Annotated in this window: 16 protein-coding genes; 14 read left to right on the top strand and 2 right to left on the bottom strand. The window is 67.2% G+C overall.

The window, feature by feature from the left end; genetic code table 11:
• Nucleotides 1-692 precede the first annotated feature (692 nt).
• The 10 genes from ACOOHB_RS16230 to ACOOHB_RS16185 all read left to right on the top strand — a co-directional run bounded on the left by ACOOHB_RS16230 (nt 693) and on the right by ACOOHB_RS16185 (nt 7,849).
• Nucleotides 693-1,007: a hypothetical protein gene (locus ACOOHB_RS16230; protein ID WP_420445843.1), complete on the top strand. Its 315-nt coding sequence runs from the start codon at nt 693-695 to the stop codon at nt 1,005-1,007.
• 204 nt (nt 1,008-1,211) lie between these two features.
• A complete protein-coding gene (locus tag ACOOHB_RS16225; RefSeq protein ID WP_420445842.1) occupies nt 1,212-1,676 on the top strand; it encodes a hypothetical protein in 465 nt (154 codons plus the stop codon).
• A gap of 213 nt (nt 1,677-1,889) precedes the next feature.
• Nucleotides 1,890-2,042, top strand: a complete 153-nt coding sequence (locus ACOOHB_RS16220) for a hypothetical protein (RefSeq protein ID WP_420445841.1) — start codon at nt 1,890-1,892, stop codon at nt 2,040-2,042.
• A 63-nt stretch (nt 2,043-2,105) separates the two neighbouring features.
• A complete protein-coding gene (locus tag ACOOHB_RS16215) occupies nt 2,106-2,276 on the top strand; it encodes a hypothetical protein (RefSeq protein WP_420445840.1) in 171 nt (56 codons plus the stop codon).
• On the top strand, nt 2,273-3,574 hold the full coding sequence (locus ACOOHB_RS16210) for an ImmA/IrrE family metallo-endopeptidase (RefSeq protein WP_420445839.1): 1,302 nt from the start codon (nt 2,273-2,275) through the stop codon (nt 3,572-3,574). Before ACOOHB_RS16215 ends, ACOOHB_RS16210 begins: the two co-directional genes overlap by 4 nt.
• Before the next feature lie 142 nt (nt 3,575-3,716).
• Nucleotides 3,717-3,929 carry an alpha-ketoglutarate-dependent dioxygenase AlkB gene (locus ACOOHB_RS16205; protein WP_420445838.1) on the top strand — a complete coding sequence of 71 codons (213 nt, stop codon included), beginning with the start codon at nt 3,717-3,719 and terminating at the stop codon, nt 3,927-3,929.
• Between the two features lie 80 nt (nt 3,930-4,009).
• The gene (locus ACOOHB_RS16200) at nt 4,010-4,285 is read left to right on the top strand and encodes a hypothetical protein (RefSeq protein WP_420445837.1); all 276 of its coding nucleotides are present in this window, start codon (nt 4,010-4,012) and stop codon (nt 4,283-4,285) included.
• Nucleotides 4,286-4,541: 256 nt separating this feature from the next.
• A complete protein-coding gene (locus tag ACOOHB_RS16195; RefSeq protein WP_420445836.1) occupies nt 4,542-5,042 on the top strand; it encodes a hypothetical protein in 501 nt (166 codons plus the stop codon).
• A gap of 151 nt (nt 5,043-5,193) precedes the next feature.
• A complete protein-coding gene (locus ACOOHB_RS16190; RefSeq protein WP_420445835.1) occupies nt 5,194-7,143 on the top strand; it encodes an HNH endonuclease signature motif containing protein in 1,950 nt (649 codons plus the stop codon).
• A 316-nt stretch (nt 7,144-7,459) separates the two neighbouring features.
• Nucleotides 7,460-7,849 (top strand): hypothetical protein, encoded by a 390-nt coding sequence (locus ACOOHB_RS16185; RefSeq protein WP_420445834.1) that lies wholly within the window; start codon nt 7,460-7,462, stop codon nt 7,847-7,849.
• Nucleotides 7,850-7,884: 35 nt separating this feature from the next.
• Here the strand turns inward: ACOOHB_RS16185 and ACOOHB_RS16180 are convergent, their stop codons facing one another.
• Nucleotides 7,885-10,446, bottom strand: a complete 2,562-nt coding sequence (locus ACOOHB_RS16180; RefSeq protein WP_420445833.1) for a cell wall-binding repeat-containing protein — start codon at nt 10,444-10,446, stop codon at nt 7,885-7,887.
• A gap of 554 nt (nt 10,447-11,000) precedes the next feature.
• Between ACOOHB_RS16180 and ACOOHB_RS16175 the strand changes: the two genes are divergently transcribed.
• Together ACOOHB_RS16175 and ACOOHB_RS16170 are read left to right on the top strand one after the other, a co-directional pair.
• Nucleotides 11,001-11,522, top strand: a complete 522-nt coding sequence (locus tag ACOOHB_RS16175) for a hypothetical protein (RefSeq protein WP_420445832.1) — start codon at nt 11,001-11,003, stop codon at nt 11,520-11,522.
• 84 nt (nt 11,523-11,606) lie between these two features.
• Nucleotides 11,607-13,562: a cell wall-binding repeat-containing protein gene (locus ACOOHB_RS16170; RefSeq protein ID WP_420445831.1), complete on the top strand. Its 1,956-nt coding sequence runs from the start codon at nt 11,607-11,609 to the stop codon at nt 13,560-13,562.
• Between the two features lie 207 nt (nt 13,563-13,769).
• Here the strand turns inward: ACOOHB_RS16170 and ACOOHB_RS16165 are convergent, their stop codons facing one another.
• Entirely contained in the window at nt 13,770-14,972 is a 1,203-nt protein-coding gene (locus tag ACOOHB_RS16165) for a PDZ domain-containing protein (protein ID WP_420445830.1), read from the bottom strand.
• Between the two features lie 72 nt (nt 14,973-15,044).
• Here ACOOHB_RS16165 and ACOOHB_RS16160 point away from each other — a divergent pair, with 72 nt between their 5' ends.
• Together ACOOHB_RS16160 and ACOOHB_RS16155 are read left to right on the top strand one after the other, a co-directional pair.
• Nucleotides 15,045-15,224 carry a hypothetical protein gene (locus tag ACOOHB_RS16160; protein WP_420445829.1) on the top strand — a complete coding sequence of 60 codons (180 nt, stop codon included), beginning with the start codon at nt 15,045-15,047 and terminating at the stop codon, nt 15,222-15,224.
• Between the two features lie 117 nt (nt 15,225-15,341).
• The gene (locus ACOOHB_RS16155) at nt 15,342-16,187 is read left to right on the top strand and encodes a hypothetical protein (protein WP_420445828.1); all 846 of its coding nucleotides are present in this window, start codon (nt 15,342-15,344) and stop codon (nt 16,185-16,187) included.
• Nucleotides 16,188-16,216: the final 29 nt, after the last annotated feature.

Below are 16,216 nucleotides of genomic sequence, written 5' to 3'. Positions count from 1 at the left end.
CGGAAAATGCAGTTCCGCCCCGCAGGTTCGTTGGTGGCTTGTCCACTCGGTCGATAAGGACCAACAACTAGGAGCCCCGGGGTTTCGGCCTCGGGGCTCCTCGCGTCTGCGCAGCTCGCTTTCGACGCGGATGGCTGCTCTCAGCGAGTCCACGCTTCCGAGCCAGGAGCATCGATGACAGACGCTGTCGATTTGCCTTCTGTGCCCGACGATGCACCGCCGGCGATCAACGGCCCGGTGTAGGCCTTCAACGATCTCGCCATCCTCTTGACCCAACCAAGGGCCCGACGAGCAGAATCCCTCCACCTAGATGATCTGGCCTCGGAAACGATGGACTCCGGGACTTCTCGCATTCCTGAACGCGATTTGGTCTAGCAATGAAATCGATGCAGGCCTGGCGGCGCGGCGGGCTACGGTGTGGGTTGCCTCGCTGCCCGGCTGATGCGGCGGTCGTCCTGAAACCACACGTGCGCTCTGTTGCGCCGCGACGCTCAGCGAGGTCCAGTGTCCGCCACAGTCGAAGCGACCGCCGACATGAGCTCTGCCCCGAGTCCCCCAGCACGCTGGCCGCCGACCAGGCAACGCCACGCGCCGATGCGCCAGCAGCCGCCGCACCCGAACCACCCCATCAAGACACGCCTGGACTCGCTCGGCGAATCGCCGGCAAGCAACTCCGTCCGGTGTCGCCCAACGTGATCATCACCCTGGTGGGGGGACTGCTCACAGGGCTCCTGCTGTGGCAGCTCAATGCCCTCGGCGACAACATCGACGGCCTGCGGTCTGACATGCAGGCCCAGATCGGCGGCGTACGGTCTGAAATCGGCGGCCTGCGCACCGACATGCAAGGCCAGATCGGCGGCCTGCGCACCGACATGCAAGGCCAGATCGGCGACCTGCGGGCCGAGATGCAGGCAGGGTTCCGCGAAGTCAACGCGACGCTGCTCGATCACACCGACCGCCTCTCCCGCCTTGAGACCTGGGCCGGGCTGACAGCCTCAGACGAGTAACCCCGCAGGGCTGTGCGGGTGAGTGGCTCGCGAGCTCGGCTGGTACCCAGGCTGGCCAGCGCGGCGGACACTACGGCCGGCGCCGCACGGTGTTGCCGTCGTCTTCAAGCTCGACGAAGGTCCGGCCCTGCGCCTCGAATTCCGCCGCGAGATCGAGGCCTCGCCGGCGCCAATCCGTGCCTCGGCAAGGCGGTCAACGACGAAATGCCGGTCGGAGACTTGGATCATCAGATCACCAGCACGTTCACTGGCGGCGTGACGGGGGTTGCGATCGATGTTCGCTTCAACGGCTTTGTCAACGTGATCCATGACGACCAGCTGTTCGCCGATATGTTCGATGCGACGATTAAGAGGAATACGCCTGCCGGTGAGACAACACCCACCCGGAATGAGTTCCTCGGCACCGACGCTCTCGACACGCCGAATGTGAGGCATCTGCCCATGGCGCGTGACCTTGTCACGACCGCTGGCGGCAAGGATGCGGTTGTCGACGATCCGGATACAGCCGATGACGAGACTGCAGTTGAAGTAGTCGATGTCGCAACCGGCTTCAACGACGATCCCGACTCCGAGGATGAGAACGAGAAGCTCAACGCTGATTCTCAGCACCGCATCCGTACCAGCAGCGGCGTCAAGGGTCCGACGACACCGACATACCCGTCGTCGTAATAGTTGAACTGAACCGATTGGTGGCCTGCCCACCCCGTCGGTGAAGACCAACAACTAGGAGGCCCGGGGTCTCGGCCTCGGGGCTTCTCGCGTCACCTCACGGCCGATCAGAAAGCTCGGCGATTTCACCAGTCCGCAGTTGGGACGGCTGCGGGCGCAAACTTGGATGGCGTTTGTTGCCGATGTCTGAACCAACCCGTCCTGGGAGAAGTGATGAGTGAGAACGACGAGATTCCTGATGTGCCCGACGATGCGCCGCCGGCGATCCTGTTCCGTCTCAGCTATCGAGCGATTGAGAGCCACCGCAGCGGATATCGGCCGGGCGATGACAGGGACCGAATTGTTGCGTCCATGCGCGGTTGGTGAGAGCTGGACCCCGACGAAGTCAGGAGCCTCAATATCAAGTACGCGGTCGCATTCCATCGTGGCGTGACACGGGCGGTCGTCGAGATCGACAGCCCCCGAGATCTCAACGACATCGAGATGGTCACCGGTTGGCTTCGTTCCGCCATGCGCGCTGGCTCGACCGGTGGGCCATGGGAAGACGGCTACCCGCTCAGACCAGACGAGTGGCCCTCGCACATGGAGAGGACCCGATGAGCGCACTGCGCTTCGATGTCGAATGGCTTGACGGCACCGGCATCAAGGGGCCGGAACTGGCCGCAACGTTCGCTTCGTTGCGCATCCAAGCCGAGAGTGCGGTGCTAACGCGGGTTGACGACAAGCGGGCACGGACGCTGCGTGACGCTGTCTATGTCCCTCTCTATCCGATGGCCGAGTGGCTGGTGTCGAATTGGTGGTTCCTCGCCTATGAGACCGAGAATCTCCGCAACCGAACTGATCCGGCGTTCGCTCAGCGCCACAGTCTGGTGACCGGCGCAGAGGGCTATGCCTTGCCCGATGTGCGGTTCAGCTCGGCGGGCCGACTGACGCACATCGTATGGACCGACCGGATGCCGGAGTGGAATGAGCTCGAGTTTCGGAGTCGCGGCTCGATAACGGTCGATCGTGACCAATTCGTACAGGAATGTTCTGATTTCGTTGACATGGTGGTGAGTCGACTTTCGGCATGCGGCATCACCGCCACGCATCTGCAGTCAGAGTGGGCGGCCATCGAGGCCACCGATGCCGACCAGCTCGCGTTCTGCGCGACCGCGGCAGGACTCGGCAGGGATCCCTACGACCTTGACGGACCGCAGGAGAGCCTCGTGCTGCAGGTCGGAGAGTTGCTGGGCGATCTGCGAGAGGAAGCTCTGCCCGCGTTAGGTTCCGACGAGCCACTGTCGGCGTGCACTGCGATCCGCAAGGCCATGGAGCAGGCGGTAACCAATGAGGTTCGGCTTGGGGCAAGTCTGCTGCATTTGGGCGACCTGTCTCACCAGGCGAGCCGCCCGTGGCAGGCGGGCTACGAGTTGGCCAGGCAGACCCGCCGCAGGCTTGGCCTCAACGGTGACCTCATCGCCACCACGGCAAGGCTGGCCGAGGCGATTTGCCAAGACTTCGCGACGTTTGAGCGAGCCACTCGGCCCGTCAGATCTCTGGATGCGCTGACGTCAATCGATGGAGTGGTGAGGTCCCGAGACTCGCAGACTGTGTCATTCGGGTTGAGGGCGGCCGGGAAGACCAGTCAACGATTTCTGTTTTGCCGTGCATTGGCCGAGGCGCTGACAACCAGCAACGACGCTCTGCTCACGAGAGCCAACACTGAGCGGCAGCAGCGGAACCGAGCCTTTGCAGCTGAATTCCTGGCACCATCCGCGAGCTTGGCGGAAAGAGTTACCGGCAAATTCGTCGATCAAGACCTTGTCGCCGACCTTGCCGACGAGTTCGGCGTTTCCTCGTATGTGATCGGGCACCAGATCGAGAACCATGGCATCGCCGAACTCGTGGCGGCATGACGGCACGACGGATGTCAGCGAGGCAGTCGCCCCAGTCACAGTCACGGCGGGCTGCGAAAGCCACGCGCGTAGCTAAGGCAAGGCGAGCCACGAAGGCACAACGAACCGCCCCCTCAACACGACATGAGTACCGCGGGGGGCAATGCCACGCACCCAGGTGCCGACTGGGGACGGCTTCGTGCAGCGGTTGGAGCCGCGCAGCCTCGTTCTCATGCACGGTGATGCACGCTCGGCCTGGCGCCACGGCATCGCCAAGCGGCGGGCAGACGATTGGAACGGACAGAAGATCAAGCGTCAGCGACGCGTCTCGATCACGTTTCGCACAATTGCGGGCCTAGGTCGAACACAGACCTGACCCGCGCGAGCTGCACAGTTGACCTGAACCGGCTGGTGGCCTGCCCACCCAGTCGGGACAGCGCCGTCACACTCGCAGGAGTGATCGAGACCGACTGCATCGTGCTGGCCGGCACCCGCGACGAGCCGATGCCCACAGACCAGGCTGCGCGGCTCGACGCGGCCACAGATGGCGGCTACATCGTCGGCGGCACTGCCGCGGTTCCCAACGAGAAGGTCGCCGGGCGAGGCATAAGGCGCATCGGCGGCGCAGATCGCTGGGCAACGGCGACGCTCGTGGGTCAGGTAGCAACCGGCGACCACGGGGAAGGGCCTTCCGCCGCTGGGCAGCGGGACGGGCCAAGCGAAACGTTCTGAGCCTCGCAGCAGGGTGCGGCGGCATGTCGGGTTGGCGGCCGATCCCACGCTGCCTCTGCGGTCGGGTCGGCTGCTTGCGGTGCGGGTTGGGCGCTGTGGGCGGCCTGAGCGCCGCCTGAGCGCCGCAGGACGGCCGCTAGGCAGCTGACCGGGTGTGGATGGGTCCCGGCGCCGACAATGCCCTGAGAGGGCCGTGTAGGCGCTGTGGCGACCGGGTTTGCGCTGGCGAGTTGCGGGTCCGCAACGGGAGGTGACCGTGTCTGAAGAAGATCGATCTCGGCTCTACGCTTGGTTCCGTGAGCAGACCGATGAGCCGCTTGCGGAGTATCTGATGTCGTGCCTGGCCCCCGCGCCCCTGTCAGACCTTGCCACCAAGGCCGATCTGGCAGGGATCGACAAACGGTTCGAGCGGGTCGATCAGAGGTTCGACATGCTCTTCGCGCTACGCGAAGCGGATCGTGCCGAAGCGGACGCGCTGCGCGAGCGCGACCGTGCCGAAGCGGACGCGCTGCGCGAGCACGACCGTGCCGAAGCGGACGCGCTGCGCGAGCGCGACCGTGCCGAAGCGGACGCGCTGCGCGAGCACGACCGTGCCGAAGCGGACGCGCTGCGCGAGCACGACCGTGCCGAAGCGGACGCGCTGCGCGAACGCGACCGTGCCGAGCGCAAGAGCGACCTGAGATCGGTCAAGGCGCACCACTACACGGTGATCGGGTTCATCGTGGCGCTGTTCGTGGCGAACCTGACGATCCTGTAGGCCTCCCGCTACGGCTGGCCGTGGAATCCATCTTCGGCATGGAACGTGCCTTCTCGCGTGCCTGAGCGCGTTGCGGGGCGACAGCGTCGGGATGTCGTTTCAGCGCCTTCGTGAGGTATTCGTGTAACACCGCATGTTTATGGTGTTCGTCATGAGGGAGACAGACGTTCGTAACGATCCGGCGGCCGAAATGCGGGCGTGCGCGGTGCTGGCGAACGTCGCCGCAGAGACGCCGATGACTGCGCCTCCGGTTGAGCCGGTGTCACTGGCTGAGGCTGTGTTGCCGGCGTTGTGCGGGGCGCGCGACGTTGTCGCTCGGGCGTCGCGGGTGCCGATGCGAGGCGCGGATAGCGACGTGCTCGCACAAGTGATCGCGGCCGGCGGAAGGCTGCGCTCAGCGGTGGAAGCGGTGCTGCTGAACGCCACTGCGGCGCTGGAGGCTGCGCGTCCCGGTTCGGGTCGCACGGTGTTGCGCGACCAGGCGCGCGTGAGCGTGCGGCGGGCCAAGCGCACCGTCGAGGTCAGCGAGCAGGTCGCTCAGATGCCCAACGTGGCACGCGGCCTCGCTTTGGGCGAGCTCACCGCAGAACACGCAGAAGTGCTCGCTGATGCTGCTCGGCGCACCAGCCCCGAAGCCGTCAACGACGCCGCAGAGCTGCTCGAAGCCGCGGCAGGCGTCTCGCCGGAGGTGCTGCGCCGCGACGCCCGCGACTTTGCTGCCCGCCACGACCCCGCTGCTGCGCGGACGGTGCTGGACCGTCAGCGCCGCGACCGCTCCGCCGCGCTGTTCATTGACGAGTCAACGGGCATGGGTGTGCTCAACGCCCGCCTCGACCCGGTCAGCTACGCACTGGTGCTCCAAGCAGTCGAGAACTACAACGACGCCCTGTGGCGGCTCGACGGCGGACGCGACGGCACACCGGACCAGATACGCGACAACCGCCAACGCCTCGCTGACAGCGTGTTCGAAATGCTCACCAACCGCGACGCCCTGGCCACCATCGGACACCCCGCCGCTCGCGCTCACAACACCGCCCACCGGTCACCCGACGAAGGCGGTCCTGACGGGGGCGGCAAGGGCGATGCCGAGCCAGGCAACGGCGGCGCTGCCAGCCGCGATCACCACGGCCACGCCGAACGCAGCCCACACAGCGATGCCAACCGCTGTGCCCAAGGCAACACCCAACACGGCCGCCCCAGCGATGCCGAACCCAACCCACAATGCAATGCCAACCGCTGTGCCCAAGGCAACGCCCAACACGGCCGCCCCAGCGATGCCGAACCCAACCCACAATGCAATGCCAACCGCTGTGCCCAAGGCAACGCCCAACACGGCCGCCCCAGCGATGCCGAACCCAATCGGGGCGGCGGTGCGGGACCTGGCGACGGCGATGCGGGATCTGGCGACGGCGATGTCGTGCCAGCGGGCGCGGCGGGCCGCTCAATCGAGGGGTGGCGGCCCGCTCAGGCACCCAACCAGCTGGTGATCATCGCCGACATCGGCGTCATCGACGGCACCAAACCCGACGGACTCTGCGAAGCCCTCGGCGCCGGACCCATCCCGCCGTCAATCCTCGATGATCTCTCGCCCGACACGCGCATCAGCAGCGCACTCTTCGCCGGGCCCGGACAAGTGCTGTGGCTCGGACGCAGCCGCCGACACGCCAGCGTCGCACAACAGCTCGCGATCGCGATACGCGACCGCGGCTGCGTGCTGTGCCGCAAACCCATGCACCGCTGCGACTACCACCACATCGACGAATGGCAAGCCGACAACGGCACCACCGACATCTCCAACCTCGCCGCCCTGTGCGACGACTGCCACGACGATCTCCACAAGAACAAGCAACGTCTTGGGCGCCACCCCACCACCGGCCAATGGACCACCCAACCCCGCGACCGCGACACCGCCGCCAACACCACCACTGGTGACACCGCCACCGGTGACACCGCCACTGGTGACACCGCCACCGGTGACACCGCCACTGGTGACACCAACACCACCACTGCCACTGCCACTGCCACCGCCACCGCCACCGCCACTGCCACCGCCACCGCCACCGCACGAGCATCCAGACCGCCCCAGAGGCTGCGCGAATAGATCGCGGCCTGTTCACGCTTCGGCGGCTTCCGCCGTGAGGGGTTCGAGTGGGCGAATCCCGGCGCGGCCTCCTCAGGGGTGAATTCGGCGCTCGCCGTCCGGGCGCGGTCCTCCTAGACCTTTCTCCCCGGGGGCTGAAGGTGCAGACCTTTTGGGTGGGGATTGGCGCGCTGGAGCGTCAGGCCGGAGTGCGCGCCGATATGACCGACGTGTACCGAAAATCGCTTGGCCAGTTACAGCCCGGTGCCTACGGTCGCGCAATGTCGTGCGCAGCCGGGCGCGCTGGCGAGTTGCGGGTCCGCAACGGGAGGTGACCGTGTCTGAAGAAGATCGATCTCGGCTCTACGCTTGGTTCCGTGAGCACACCGATGAGCCGCTTGCGGAGTATCTGATGTCGTGCCTGGCCCCCGCGCCTCTGTCAGACCTGGCCACCAAGACCGATCTGGCAGGGATCGACAAACGGTTCGAACAGATCGACAAACAGTTCGAACGAGTAGATCAGAGGTTCGACATGCTCTTCGCGCTACGCGAAGCGGATCGCGCCGAAGCGGCCACGCTACGCGAAGCGGATCGCGCCGAAGCGGCCACGCTGCGCGAACGCGAGCGCGCTGAGCGCAAGAGCGACCTGAGATCGGTCAAGGCGCACCACTACACGGTGATCGGGTTCATCGTGGCGCTGTTCGTGGCAAACCTGACGATCCTGTAGGCCACCCACGAGGCGGCGTCAGGCTCGTCCGCCTGTCACTCGGTGCGCAGCAGCGGGTGGTTGGCGATGTCGAAGCAGTCGTCGCGTCCGTGCATGTAGTAGTCGTCGTGGCCCACGTCGAGCATCAGGTTGTCCCAGTCGCGAGCGCTGGGTCCCAACCAGATGACGTCGCGGTTGTCGTCGTTGACATGACTCGTGCCGTCGTGGTTCGGTGCGCACCTGGGTGTGGCCCCGAGAAGATGGGTGAGTTCGTGCCCGATGATGTACGACGCGCCGTACGGCCACCTGGCGCCAGGCTCGGGTTTGATGCCGCAGTTCTCGATCGGGACCACTACATAGTTCTCGGTCTTCCAGCCGCAAGCGCTGGCGGTCTCGAACTTCCCTTCCATGAAGATGAGCAGCGGCGCAAAGGGCGGCAGGCCGAGAGTCGCCCGGATCTCGGCGGCCATGGTCCCGCCATTCGTCGGTTCAGCAGCTGCCGGCGCCGGGCCCACTCGAATGGCTTTGACGTCGATCGTGTTTCCGTTTCGCTCAAAGACCGGGTGCCGGCCATTGGTTTGGGAACGGAACCATGTCTGCGCCGCCTTGACCGCGTCGGAGATGCCTTCGGAGCGGGTGCTCACCGGCGACTCGCCGTCGGGGACGGCGTACACGGCCTGTATCGCGACGCCGTCGTCGCCGGGGGCAGAGTTCGCCCAGCCCCACACACCAAACCCGTGACATTCGATCGTGCCGTCTTCTCCGAGACCGCACGTGTGCGTCGAACCTGCGCTGACCGCAGCGAGGCGGCCGGCGGGGGCCTCTGCCTGGCGGCTCGAGATGTTTCCCCAGCAGCTCGCCGTGCGGTCGTCGCGCAGCGCGCAGGTGTGCCATCCGCCGACGGACAATCCGCTGTGGGGCCCGGCGGGCGGGTCGATCTGCCCATAGAAGTTGTTGCCCCAGCAGGCGACCGTGTGATCCTCACGGATCCCGCACGAGTGCGAGCCGCCTGCGCCGATTTCGATGAACTTGCCCTCCGGTGCGTCGGTCCGGCCGTCATGGCGGGCGCCCCAGCAGGCGACCGTCTGGTCGTCGCGAATCCCGCATGAGTGAATGTGGCCGGCGTCGATCGCAGTGAATGTGCCTTCGGGCGCGTCGGACTGCCCGTCGTTGTTGTCGCCCCAGCACACGATCGATTGGTCTTCGCCGAGCCCGCACGAGTGCTTACCTCCTGCGGCCACGGCTGCGAAGGCTCCGCTCGGCGGGTCGGATTGACCGTCCTCGTTGGCGCCCCAGCAGATGACGGCCTTGTCGTCGCGCAGGGCGCACGAGTGCCCGAGCCATGGGCCGACCGTGCTTGACGGCACGGTGTCGTATTTCCCGGGCGGCACGATTGCAGCGGATTCGAGGTCCGATTTCCAGCAGATGACGGCCTTGTCGTCGCGCAGGGCGCACGTGCGCTGAGTCCCGGCGGTGACCGCGGTGAAGCGGTCCGGTGGCTCGAGGTCCACGGCGGCGTAGAACGCTTGGACGGGCGATGTGATGCGCGTGAGGGTGTCTGGCGTGCCTGCGGAGCCTGCGGAGCCTGCGGAGCCCGTCAGTTGCGTGTGCAGTTCGGCGCTGAGGGAGGTTTCGTCGCCGACGAGGAGTATTCGGTTGAGCCGGGCGCCGGCGATGGCTTGCTCGGATGGCTCGCCGAGTGTTGCTGGGCCCGCCGTGTAGGCGACGGTGCTGTTGGGCAAAGCGGCGGCCAGTGCTGCGGCGAGCCCGACGTCTTGGAGTGACCAGCCATTCGCGACGACCAGGGTGGTCGCTCCGGCGGCGATGGCGTCGCTGGCGACAAGCGCCGCTGTCTCGACACGCGTTGCGCCGCCCAGACGGCGAGACTCGGTGGCGCTTGCGGCGGTCTCGGCGTCGGACTGCACCTGCGGTGTCAACGCTGCGGGGCCGCCGGCGATGAGCACCAGGCGAGGACGGTGGCGCTGGAGGGCGCTGCGGGTCGGCTCGCCCAGATCGTCGCCGCTGGCGTAGAGCACTGCGTCCGCAGCTCCCGACGCCACCGCGGATGCTGCCACGCCGACATCGGGCAACGACCAGCCGTTGGCGATGATCACCGCCTCGGGCGTCTTGCCTTCCAGGACCCGGTCGGCTGCCAGCGCTGCTGTGTGGATGCGGTCGTCGCCGGCGAGACGTATGACCCTCACGCCGGCAGTGAGGCGGCGGAGCTCGTCCTCGACGTTGTCCGAGACTGCTTGTGTGCCGCCGACGATGAGCACCCGCTCGGGCTGCCAGCGGGCGGCTGCTGTGGATGCCGCGCTGCCTAGTGAGTCGGTCGATTCGGCGAACAGAACGGCGTCGCCCTCGCCCGCAGCAACCAACGACGACGCTGTGCCCACATCGGAGAGCGACGATGCGAGCGCGACGACGAGCGTTCCGGTGTCGCGGACTACTGCGGCGGCTGCGCTGGCGCCGGGGCTGGTGGACCAGGCGCTCGGGACGACCGACAGCACAGATGCGCCCAGCAAGCAGCCGATGGCGGCAGCGGCCGAGCGGCGTCGGCGGCTCAGCGGGATGCGTCGCTTCGGCAGGCCCCTTCGGCCACGATTCCGAAGCCCCATGCTGTCGCTCTCCCGCCATTTGCCGAGAAGCCCACGACAGTAGCGGGGTGCACGGCGGTGCTGGCGAGCGGCTAACGGATGTCCGACGTGGTCGCGGCAGCGTCGGCGGTCGCTGCCTTACCGCTTCTATGGGTGCGGTGGGGCTTCCATGGGTGCGGCGGGGCTTGCATGTGTACGGCGGGGCTTCCATGGGTGCGGTGGGGCTTCCATGGGTGCGGCGGGGCTTGCATGTGTGCGGTGGGGCTTGCCGATGAAATCGGTGCAGGTTTGTGTGGTGCGGTTTGTTACGTTGGTAGTGCCTCGCTGCCCGGCTGATGCGGCGGTCGATCTGAACCCACACGTGCGCTTTGTTGCGCCGCGACGCTCAGCGAGGCCTGATGTCCGCACCAGCCGAGACGACTGCTGCCATGACCCCATCGGCCGATCCAGAACGCTCTTCCGCTACCGGGGACGATGCCTCGGCTGTTCCGGCCTCGGCTGCACCGGCTGGTCCGACTGATTCAGCGGTTCCGACTGCTGCAAGCAGTGCGCCCGAGCCGGGGCGGGATGTTCGAATGACCCGCGAGCCGGTGTCGCCGAATGTGATCATCGGTGTGCTGGCGGGGGTGTTGACAGCGGTGCTGGGTGTGATCGGCGCGCTGCTGGTGTGGCAGCTCAGCGCACTCGGGGACAGCATCGACAGCTTGGGCACCGAACTGCGTGGCGAGATCGGTGGCCTGCACTCCGAGATCGGCAGCCTGCACTCCGCGATCGGCAGCCTGCGCGACGACATGCACTCCGCGATCGGTGGCCTGCGCGACGACATGCACTCCGAGATCGGTGGCCTCCGGGCCGAGATCGGCAGCCTGCGCACCGACATGTACTCCGAGATCGGCAGCCTGCGCACCGAGATGCACTCCGAGATCGGCAGCCTGCGCACCGACATGTACTCCGAGATCGGTGGCCTGCGGACCGAGATGCAGGCGGGGTTCCGTGAGATCAATGCGACGCTGCTCGATCACACCGCACGTCTCGCCCGGCTCGAAGCCGCCGTCGCACTGCCTCCCGCCGCCGCACTGCCTCCCGCCGGCGATTGAGCTTCAGGGCCACCAACCGCTCAGCAGCGGAGTCGCCCTGAGAGGGCGCTGATCTGTCCGACAGGGGCAGGTAGCGTGCCGTGGGTGAGGCGCCTGGCTGCTGTCCTCTTGTCTGTCGTCGTCGGGCTGGGCGGTGCGCTGGGGTGGCCGGCACGTACCGCAGCGGCCGCAGCGGACGACGATCTCGGCGTCGAAGTGCTCCGGTACGGCGGCGCGGATCGCTACGCCATGTCGTTGCTGATTGCGGAGGCGGTGGCTGCTGAAGCCGGGGGCTCGCTGTCATCGGTAGTGCTGGTGTCGGGTGAGCGTTGGACTGACGCTGTGGTGGCGGCTTCGGTGGCGGGAGCGTCGGGCGCGTCGGTGTTGATGACCTCGCCGGACGGGCTGCGCGCTGACGCTCTGGCGTTCTTGGGGCGTGCAAGTGTGACCGACGCGGTGGTGATCGGACCTGACGCGGGCGGCGGCGAACACGGTCCCGGGCGCGGGGTCAGCGCGGGGGTGCTCGAAGCGCTGGCGCAAGCAGGCATCACCGCTTCGCGGGTCAGCGGGTCGGATCGCTACAGCACTGGCGTGGCGGCTGCGCGCCAGATCACGCCGGGTGTGATGCCGGGGTTGGGCCGCACGGCGATCGTGGCCAGCGGCGAGGTGTTCGCCGACGCTCTGGTGGCGGGACCGTATGCCGCTCGGGGCGGACACCCAGTACTGCTGTGCCGCCTGTGCGCCCCGCTGGTGCTGGCCGATCCCGCCCAGATCCCTGCGGACACAGCGTCGTACCTCGATGCTGCCCGTGGTGGGAACGCTGCGGTCGACTTGCGAGTCTTCGGCGGCAACTCAGCCGTGTCCCAAGCCGCGATCGACCTGTATCTGTCTGGAGCGAACCCGGCGACCGATCACGATGACTGCCGGCCGCCAAGTCTCAGCAATGTGCGGACAACAGTGGGCTTCCCGTTGTCGGAAGCGGTTGATCCGTCGTCAGGTCGCGTGAAGATCACCGTGCTGTTCATGGACTTCCCCGATGCGCAGGCCAGCCACGCGACACATGAGGAGGTGGCATCGGGCCTGCCAGTGATGGAGGAGTACCTGGAAGCTCAGAGTTACGGGAAGCTGGACCTCGACATTGATGTGGTGCACCACTGGTGGCGCGCGCCTCACGAGTACCGGACCTATCTTGCCGACGACGCTGCTGGGGCGACCGGTCTGTGGCCATCGGCGGGCGCGGAATCAGTACGGCTGGCCGACGACTCCTACGACTTCTCCGACACCGACGTCGTGCTGACGGTGTTCCCCAGCGATCACTTCGGGCGCGGCTTGGCGTTGGGGTATGCCTATGCCGACGAGACGGCGCTGTCGGGCTTGAGGATCAATACCCATCCGGGTACAGGTGCCGGCGTGCCTTGGAATTGGGGTCTGACTGCCGCGCATGAGCTTGTTCACAACTTCGGCCTGGTCGACCTGTACCCGTACGACGCCAGCCTCCACAGCGACGGCGATCCGCCTGACGGCACCGCTTGGGTGTCCGTGGAAATCGGGTTGATGGGTCTGAAGGCCCGCTACTCACACTCTGACTTCTCGCTGTGGCTCGCGACACCGGCGGAGATGCTGGCGTGGACGCGCTGGCAGCTCGGGTGGCTGGAACCGGCCCAGGTGGTGTGTGGTGTGCGTTTGGGCGCCCCGGTGCCGCTGCAGCCGGTCGCCCGGCCGGGCACGGGAACCGCCATGACCATCGTGCCGCTGAACGAGCACGAGATGATCGTGATCGAGAATCGGCGGCGACTCGGCTATGACGCCACCGCACCCGACACTCACCAGTCGGGCGCGGCACCTCGCCACGGCCTGCTCGAAGAGGGCGTGCTGGTGTACACGATGGACTCCCGGGTGGACAACGGCCAGCTGCCCATCAAGATCGCCGGCGACAGCGGCAATGGCCTTGTGGATGACTTTCCGGTGCTGCAACTGGGCGAGCGGGTCACCCTGCGCGGCTACACAATCACCGTCACCGCAGACAAGGGTGACGCCTACACCGTCACGATCACCCGCTAGGCGGAAGCTGCGGGGCGGTCTATAGGAACGTCAGGTTCACCACGAACAGCGCCACGATGAAACCGATCACCGTGTAGTGGTGCGCCTTGACCAAGCGCAGATCGGCCTTGCGTTCCCGGCGATCGTCCTCGCGATGAGCGGCGGACTGCTGGTGCTGCAGTTCAGCGCGCCCGGGGATGAGGCTGTGGGTCCTGGGGCGGGGGTCGGTCAGGACCGGTGGTCTTCGATGGCGGCGAGGGCCTCTTCGAGTGATTCGACGCCGACGACGCTGACTGAAGGGTCGGCGACGGCGACCGCTTCTTCGACCTGGGATGCGGGCACCAGGAAGAGGTCCATGCCGGCTCGTACGACGGCGTGGGATTTCTGGGACACGCCGCCGATGGGCCCGACCGTGCCGTCATGGTGGATAGTGCCGGTGGCGGCCACGTCGAGGTTGCCGGTGAGCGGTTCGGGCGTGAGAGCGTCGATGACCGACAGCGTGAAGGCGAGGCCCGCTGAGGGGCCGCCGATGTTCTCGACGTTGAGGGTCACGTCGATGGGGAGCTCGGCGAACTCGACATGGGTGGAGACGATGACGCCGAGGAGAGCGACGCCGTCACGATCGGCCAGGGTGACAGTGACGGTTCGTGTTTCGCCGTCGGGGTCGAGGGCGGTGAGTGCCGCTGTTGTGCCGGGTTCGTTGGCCTTGATGGTGTCGGACAGCTGCTGTGCCGTCATGATGGGCGTGTCGCCGACCGCCCGGACGATGTCGCCTGCGCGCAGGGCATCCTCGGCCGGGGAGTCGGACATCACCCGTTCGACTCGGGCACCGACCGGCGTCATGATCTCGTAGCCCAGGTGCTCGAGCGCAACAGCCACGGCGACCTGTGTCGACTGGTCCATCTGGAGACGGCCGTCGTCCCGATTCTCGGCGATGGTGCGTTCGCCGAGGATGTCCTCGAGATCGACGACCTCGAGGGCGCCGTCGAGCCAGCCGCCGATCACCTCGAACAGCGACGGGCCGAAGCTGGTGCGAACGCTGACGAGGCTGATGGAGGCGTCGGACGGGTATGCCGGGTGGTCGTTGACCTGGACAAATTCCTCGATGTCTGACGTGCCGCCGGGCGCGATGACCACTTTGCTGAGCAGGCGGATGGTGAAACCGCCGATGATCAGCAGCGCGAGAACGATCTGCACCACGATGACAGTGACGCTTGCGCGTGAGTACTGCCTGGGGCGCGGGTGGCCTGACGAGGTGGGCTCGGCGTGGTGTTCGGGCTCGTCGGCGTCAGGGGCCGCAGGCAGTGGCGGCGAGGCGAAACCCGGGTCGTCGAGCGAACCGGCCAGGGCGCGCCAGCCGATGTCAGCGTCGTCCCGTTGGGGATCGTCGCCAGGTTCGTCTGCCGGTTTGCCGCCGGACGCATCGGTCACAGGCGCACAGCGTGCCATGCGCCCTTGTTGGGCCATGCGCGGTTCGGCCGGCCAATGGTGCATATTGGGCCCATGGAGTTCGGGTCCACGGAGTCGGGGCGCTGGCCGTACAAGCCGACAGCGATCTGGCGCAGGCTGATTGCGGTTGTCGGGCTGGCAGCGTTCACCGCCATCTGCGCTATGGCGTTGGTGGCGTTGGTGGCCATTGGCGCGGCCGTGGGGGCGCTCATGCTCGAAGCGATCATCGGATGAGCGGCGTGGCCGCCGACGGCCGAAGCGACCATCGGATCAACGACGGCGGGGCGCTGACGGCCGAAGCGATCATCGGATGAACGGCGTTAAGGCACAGACGACCCAGGCGACCAGCAAATGAGCAGCGACGAGCCCGGCGAGGCAGCGGACGATGCCTATGCACGCCGGCTCGAGGCGGTAGTGGCCGGGCACCGAGGCGAGGCTGTGGTCGCCGAGCGGCTGCTCTCTGACAGCGATGCGGCCGTGCGAGCGGCGGCGCTCGGGGCGTTGGCGCGCTGCGGTGAGCTGCAGGTCGCGCAGGTCAGGCAGGCGCTGGGGGATGAGGCAACGGTGGTGCGGTGCCGGGCTGCGGAGCTGGCACCGGCCGAGGTCGAACTTGTGGGGCTGCTGAGCGATCCGGATGCGTCGGTGGTGGAGGCTGCGGCGGCAGCGCTCGGCGAGCGTGACCAGGATCCCGGGCCGGTTGAGGAGCTGTGCCGGGTTGCCCGTGGACACGACGATCCGCTGTGCCGTGAGAGTGCCGTCGCGGCGCTGGGTGCGATCGCCGCGGGTCTAGATGCTGACGCCGATGCTGATGCGGATGCGGGCGCTGGCCCGGACGAGACTGCGGATGCGGTCGCCGATGCCGATGCAGGCGCTGACGCCGATGCGGATGCGAGCGCTGACGCGGGCTCGGACGCGGCTGCCGGAGCGGACGCACACCACGACGCTGAACCGGGCACCAATGCTGGCACGAGCGCAGCAGCTGGAGCGGACGCACACCACGACGCGGCTCGGGCAATGGCGCTCGAAGTGCTGTTGGCCGCGATGGAGGACCGGCCTCAGATCCGGCGTCGGGCGCTGCTCGGCCTGCACCAGTTCGACAATGACCGTGCCGCCGACGCCGTGCGAGCGGGGCTCGAGGACCGTGACCGCCAGGTGCGAGCCGTCGCCGGCGAATTGCTCGGCGTGCCTGTCCACTGACAGCGCCCCCACCGCCATGCGCCGACACA

Origin of the sequence: Candidatus Poriferisodalis sp. (assembly GCF_965215815.1) — a bacterium.
In the GTDB taxonomy this organism is placed as follows: Bacteria; Actinomycetota; Acidimicrobiia; order Acidimicrobiales; family Poriferisodalaceae; genus Poriferisodalis.
The sequence above is the reverse complement of the archived record's forward strand: the minus strand, read 5'-3'. Positions and strand labels throughout refer to the sequence as shown.

Coding starts and splice junctions, on each gene's coding strand:
- ACOOHB_RS16220 (WP_420445841.1), top strand. CDS start 1,890: ATGAGTGAGAACGACGAGATTCCTGATGTGCCCGACGATGCGCCGCCG.
- ACOOHB_RS16180 (WP_420445833.1), bottom strand. CDS start 10,446: ATGGGGCTTCGGAATCGTGGCCGAAGGGGCCTGCCGAAGCGACGCATC.
- ACOOHB_RS16175 (WP_420445832.1), top strand. CDS start 11,001: ATGACCCGCGAGCCGGTGTCGCCGAATGTGATCATCGGTGTGCTGGCG.
- ACOOHB_RS16190 (WP_420445835.1), top strand. CDS start 5,194: ATGAGGGAGACAGACGTTCGTAACGATCCGGCGGCCGAAATGCGGGCG.
- ACOOHB_RS16160 (WP_420445829.1), top strand. CDS start 15,045: ATGGAGTTCGGGTCCACGGAGTCGGGGCGCTGGCCGTACAAGCCGACA.
- ACOOHB_RS16155 (WP_420445828.1), top strand. CDS start 15,342: ATGAGCAGCGACGAGCCCGGCGAGGCAGCGGACGATGCCTATGCACGC.
- ACOOHB_RS16205 (WP_420445838.1), top strand. CDS start 3,717: ATGCCACGCACCCAGGTGCCGACTGGGGACGGCTTCGTGCAGCGGTTG.
- ACOOHB_RS16225 (WP_420445842.1), top strand. CDS start 1,212: ATGCCGGTCGGAGACTTGGATCATCAGATCACCAGCACGTTCACTGGC.
- ACOOHB_RS16210 (WP_420445839.1), top strand. CDS start 2,273: ATGAGCGCACTGCGCTTCGATGTCGAATGGCTTGACGGCACCGGCATC.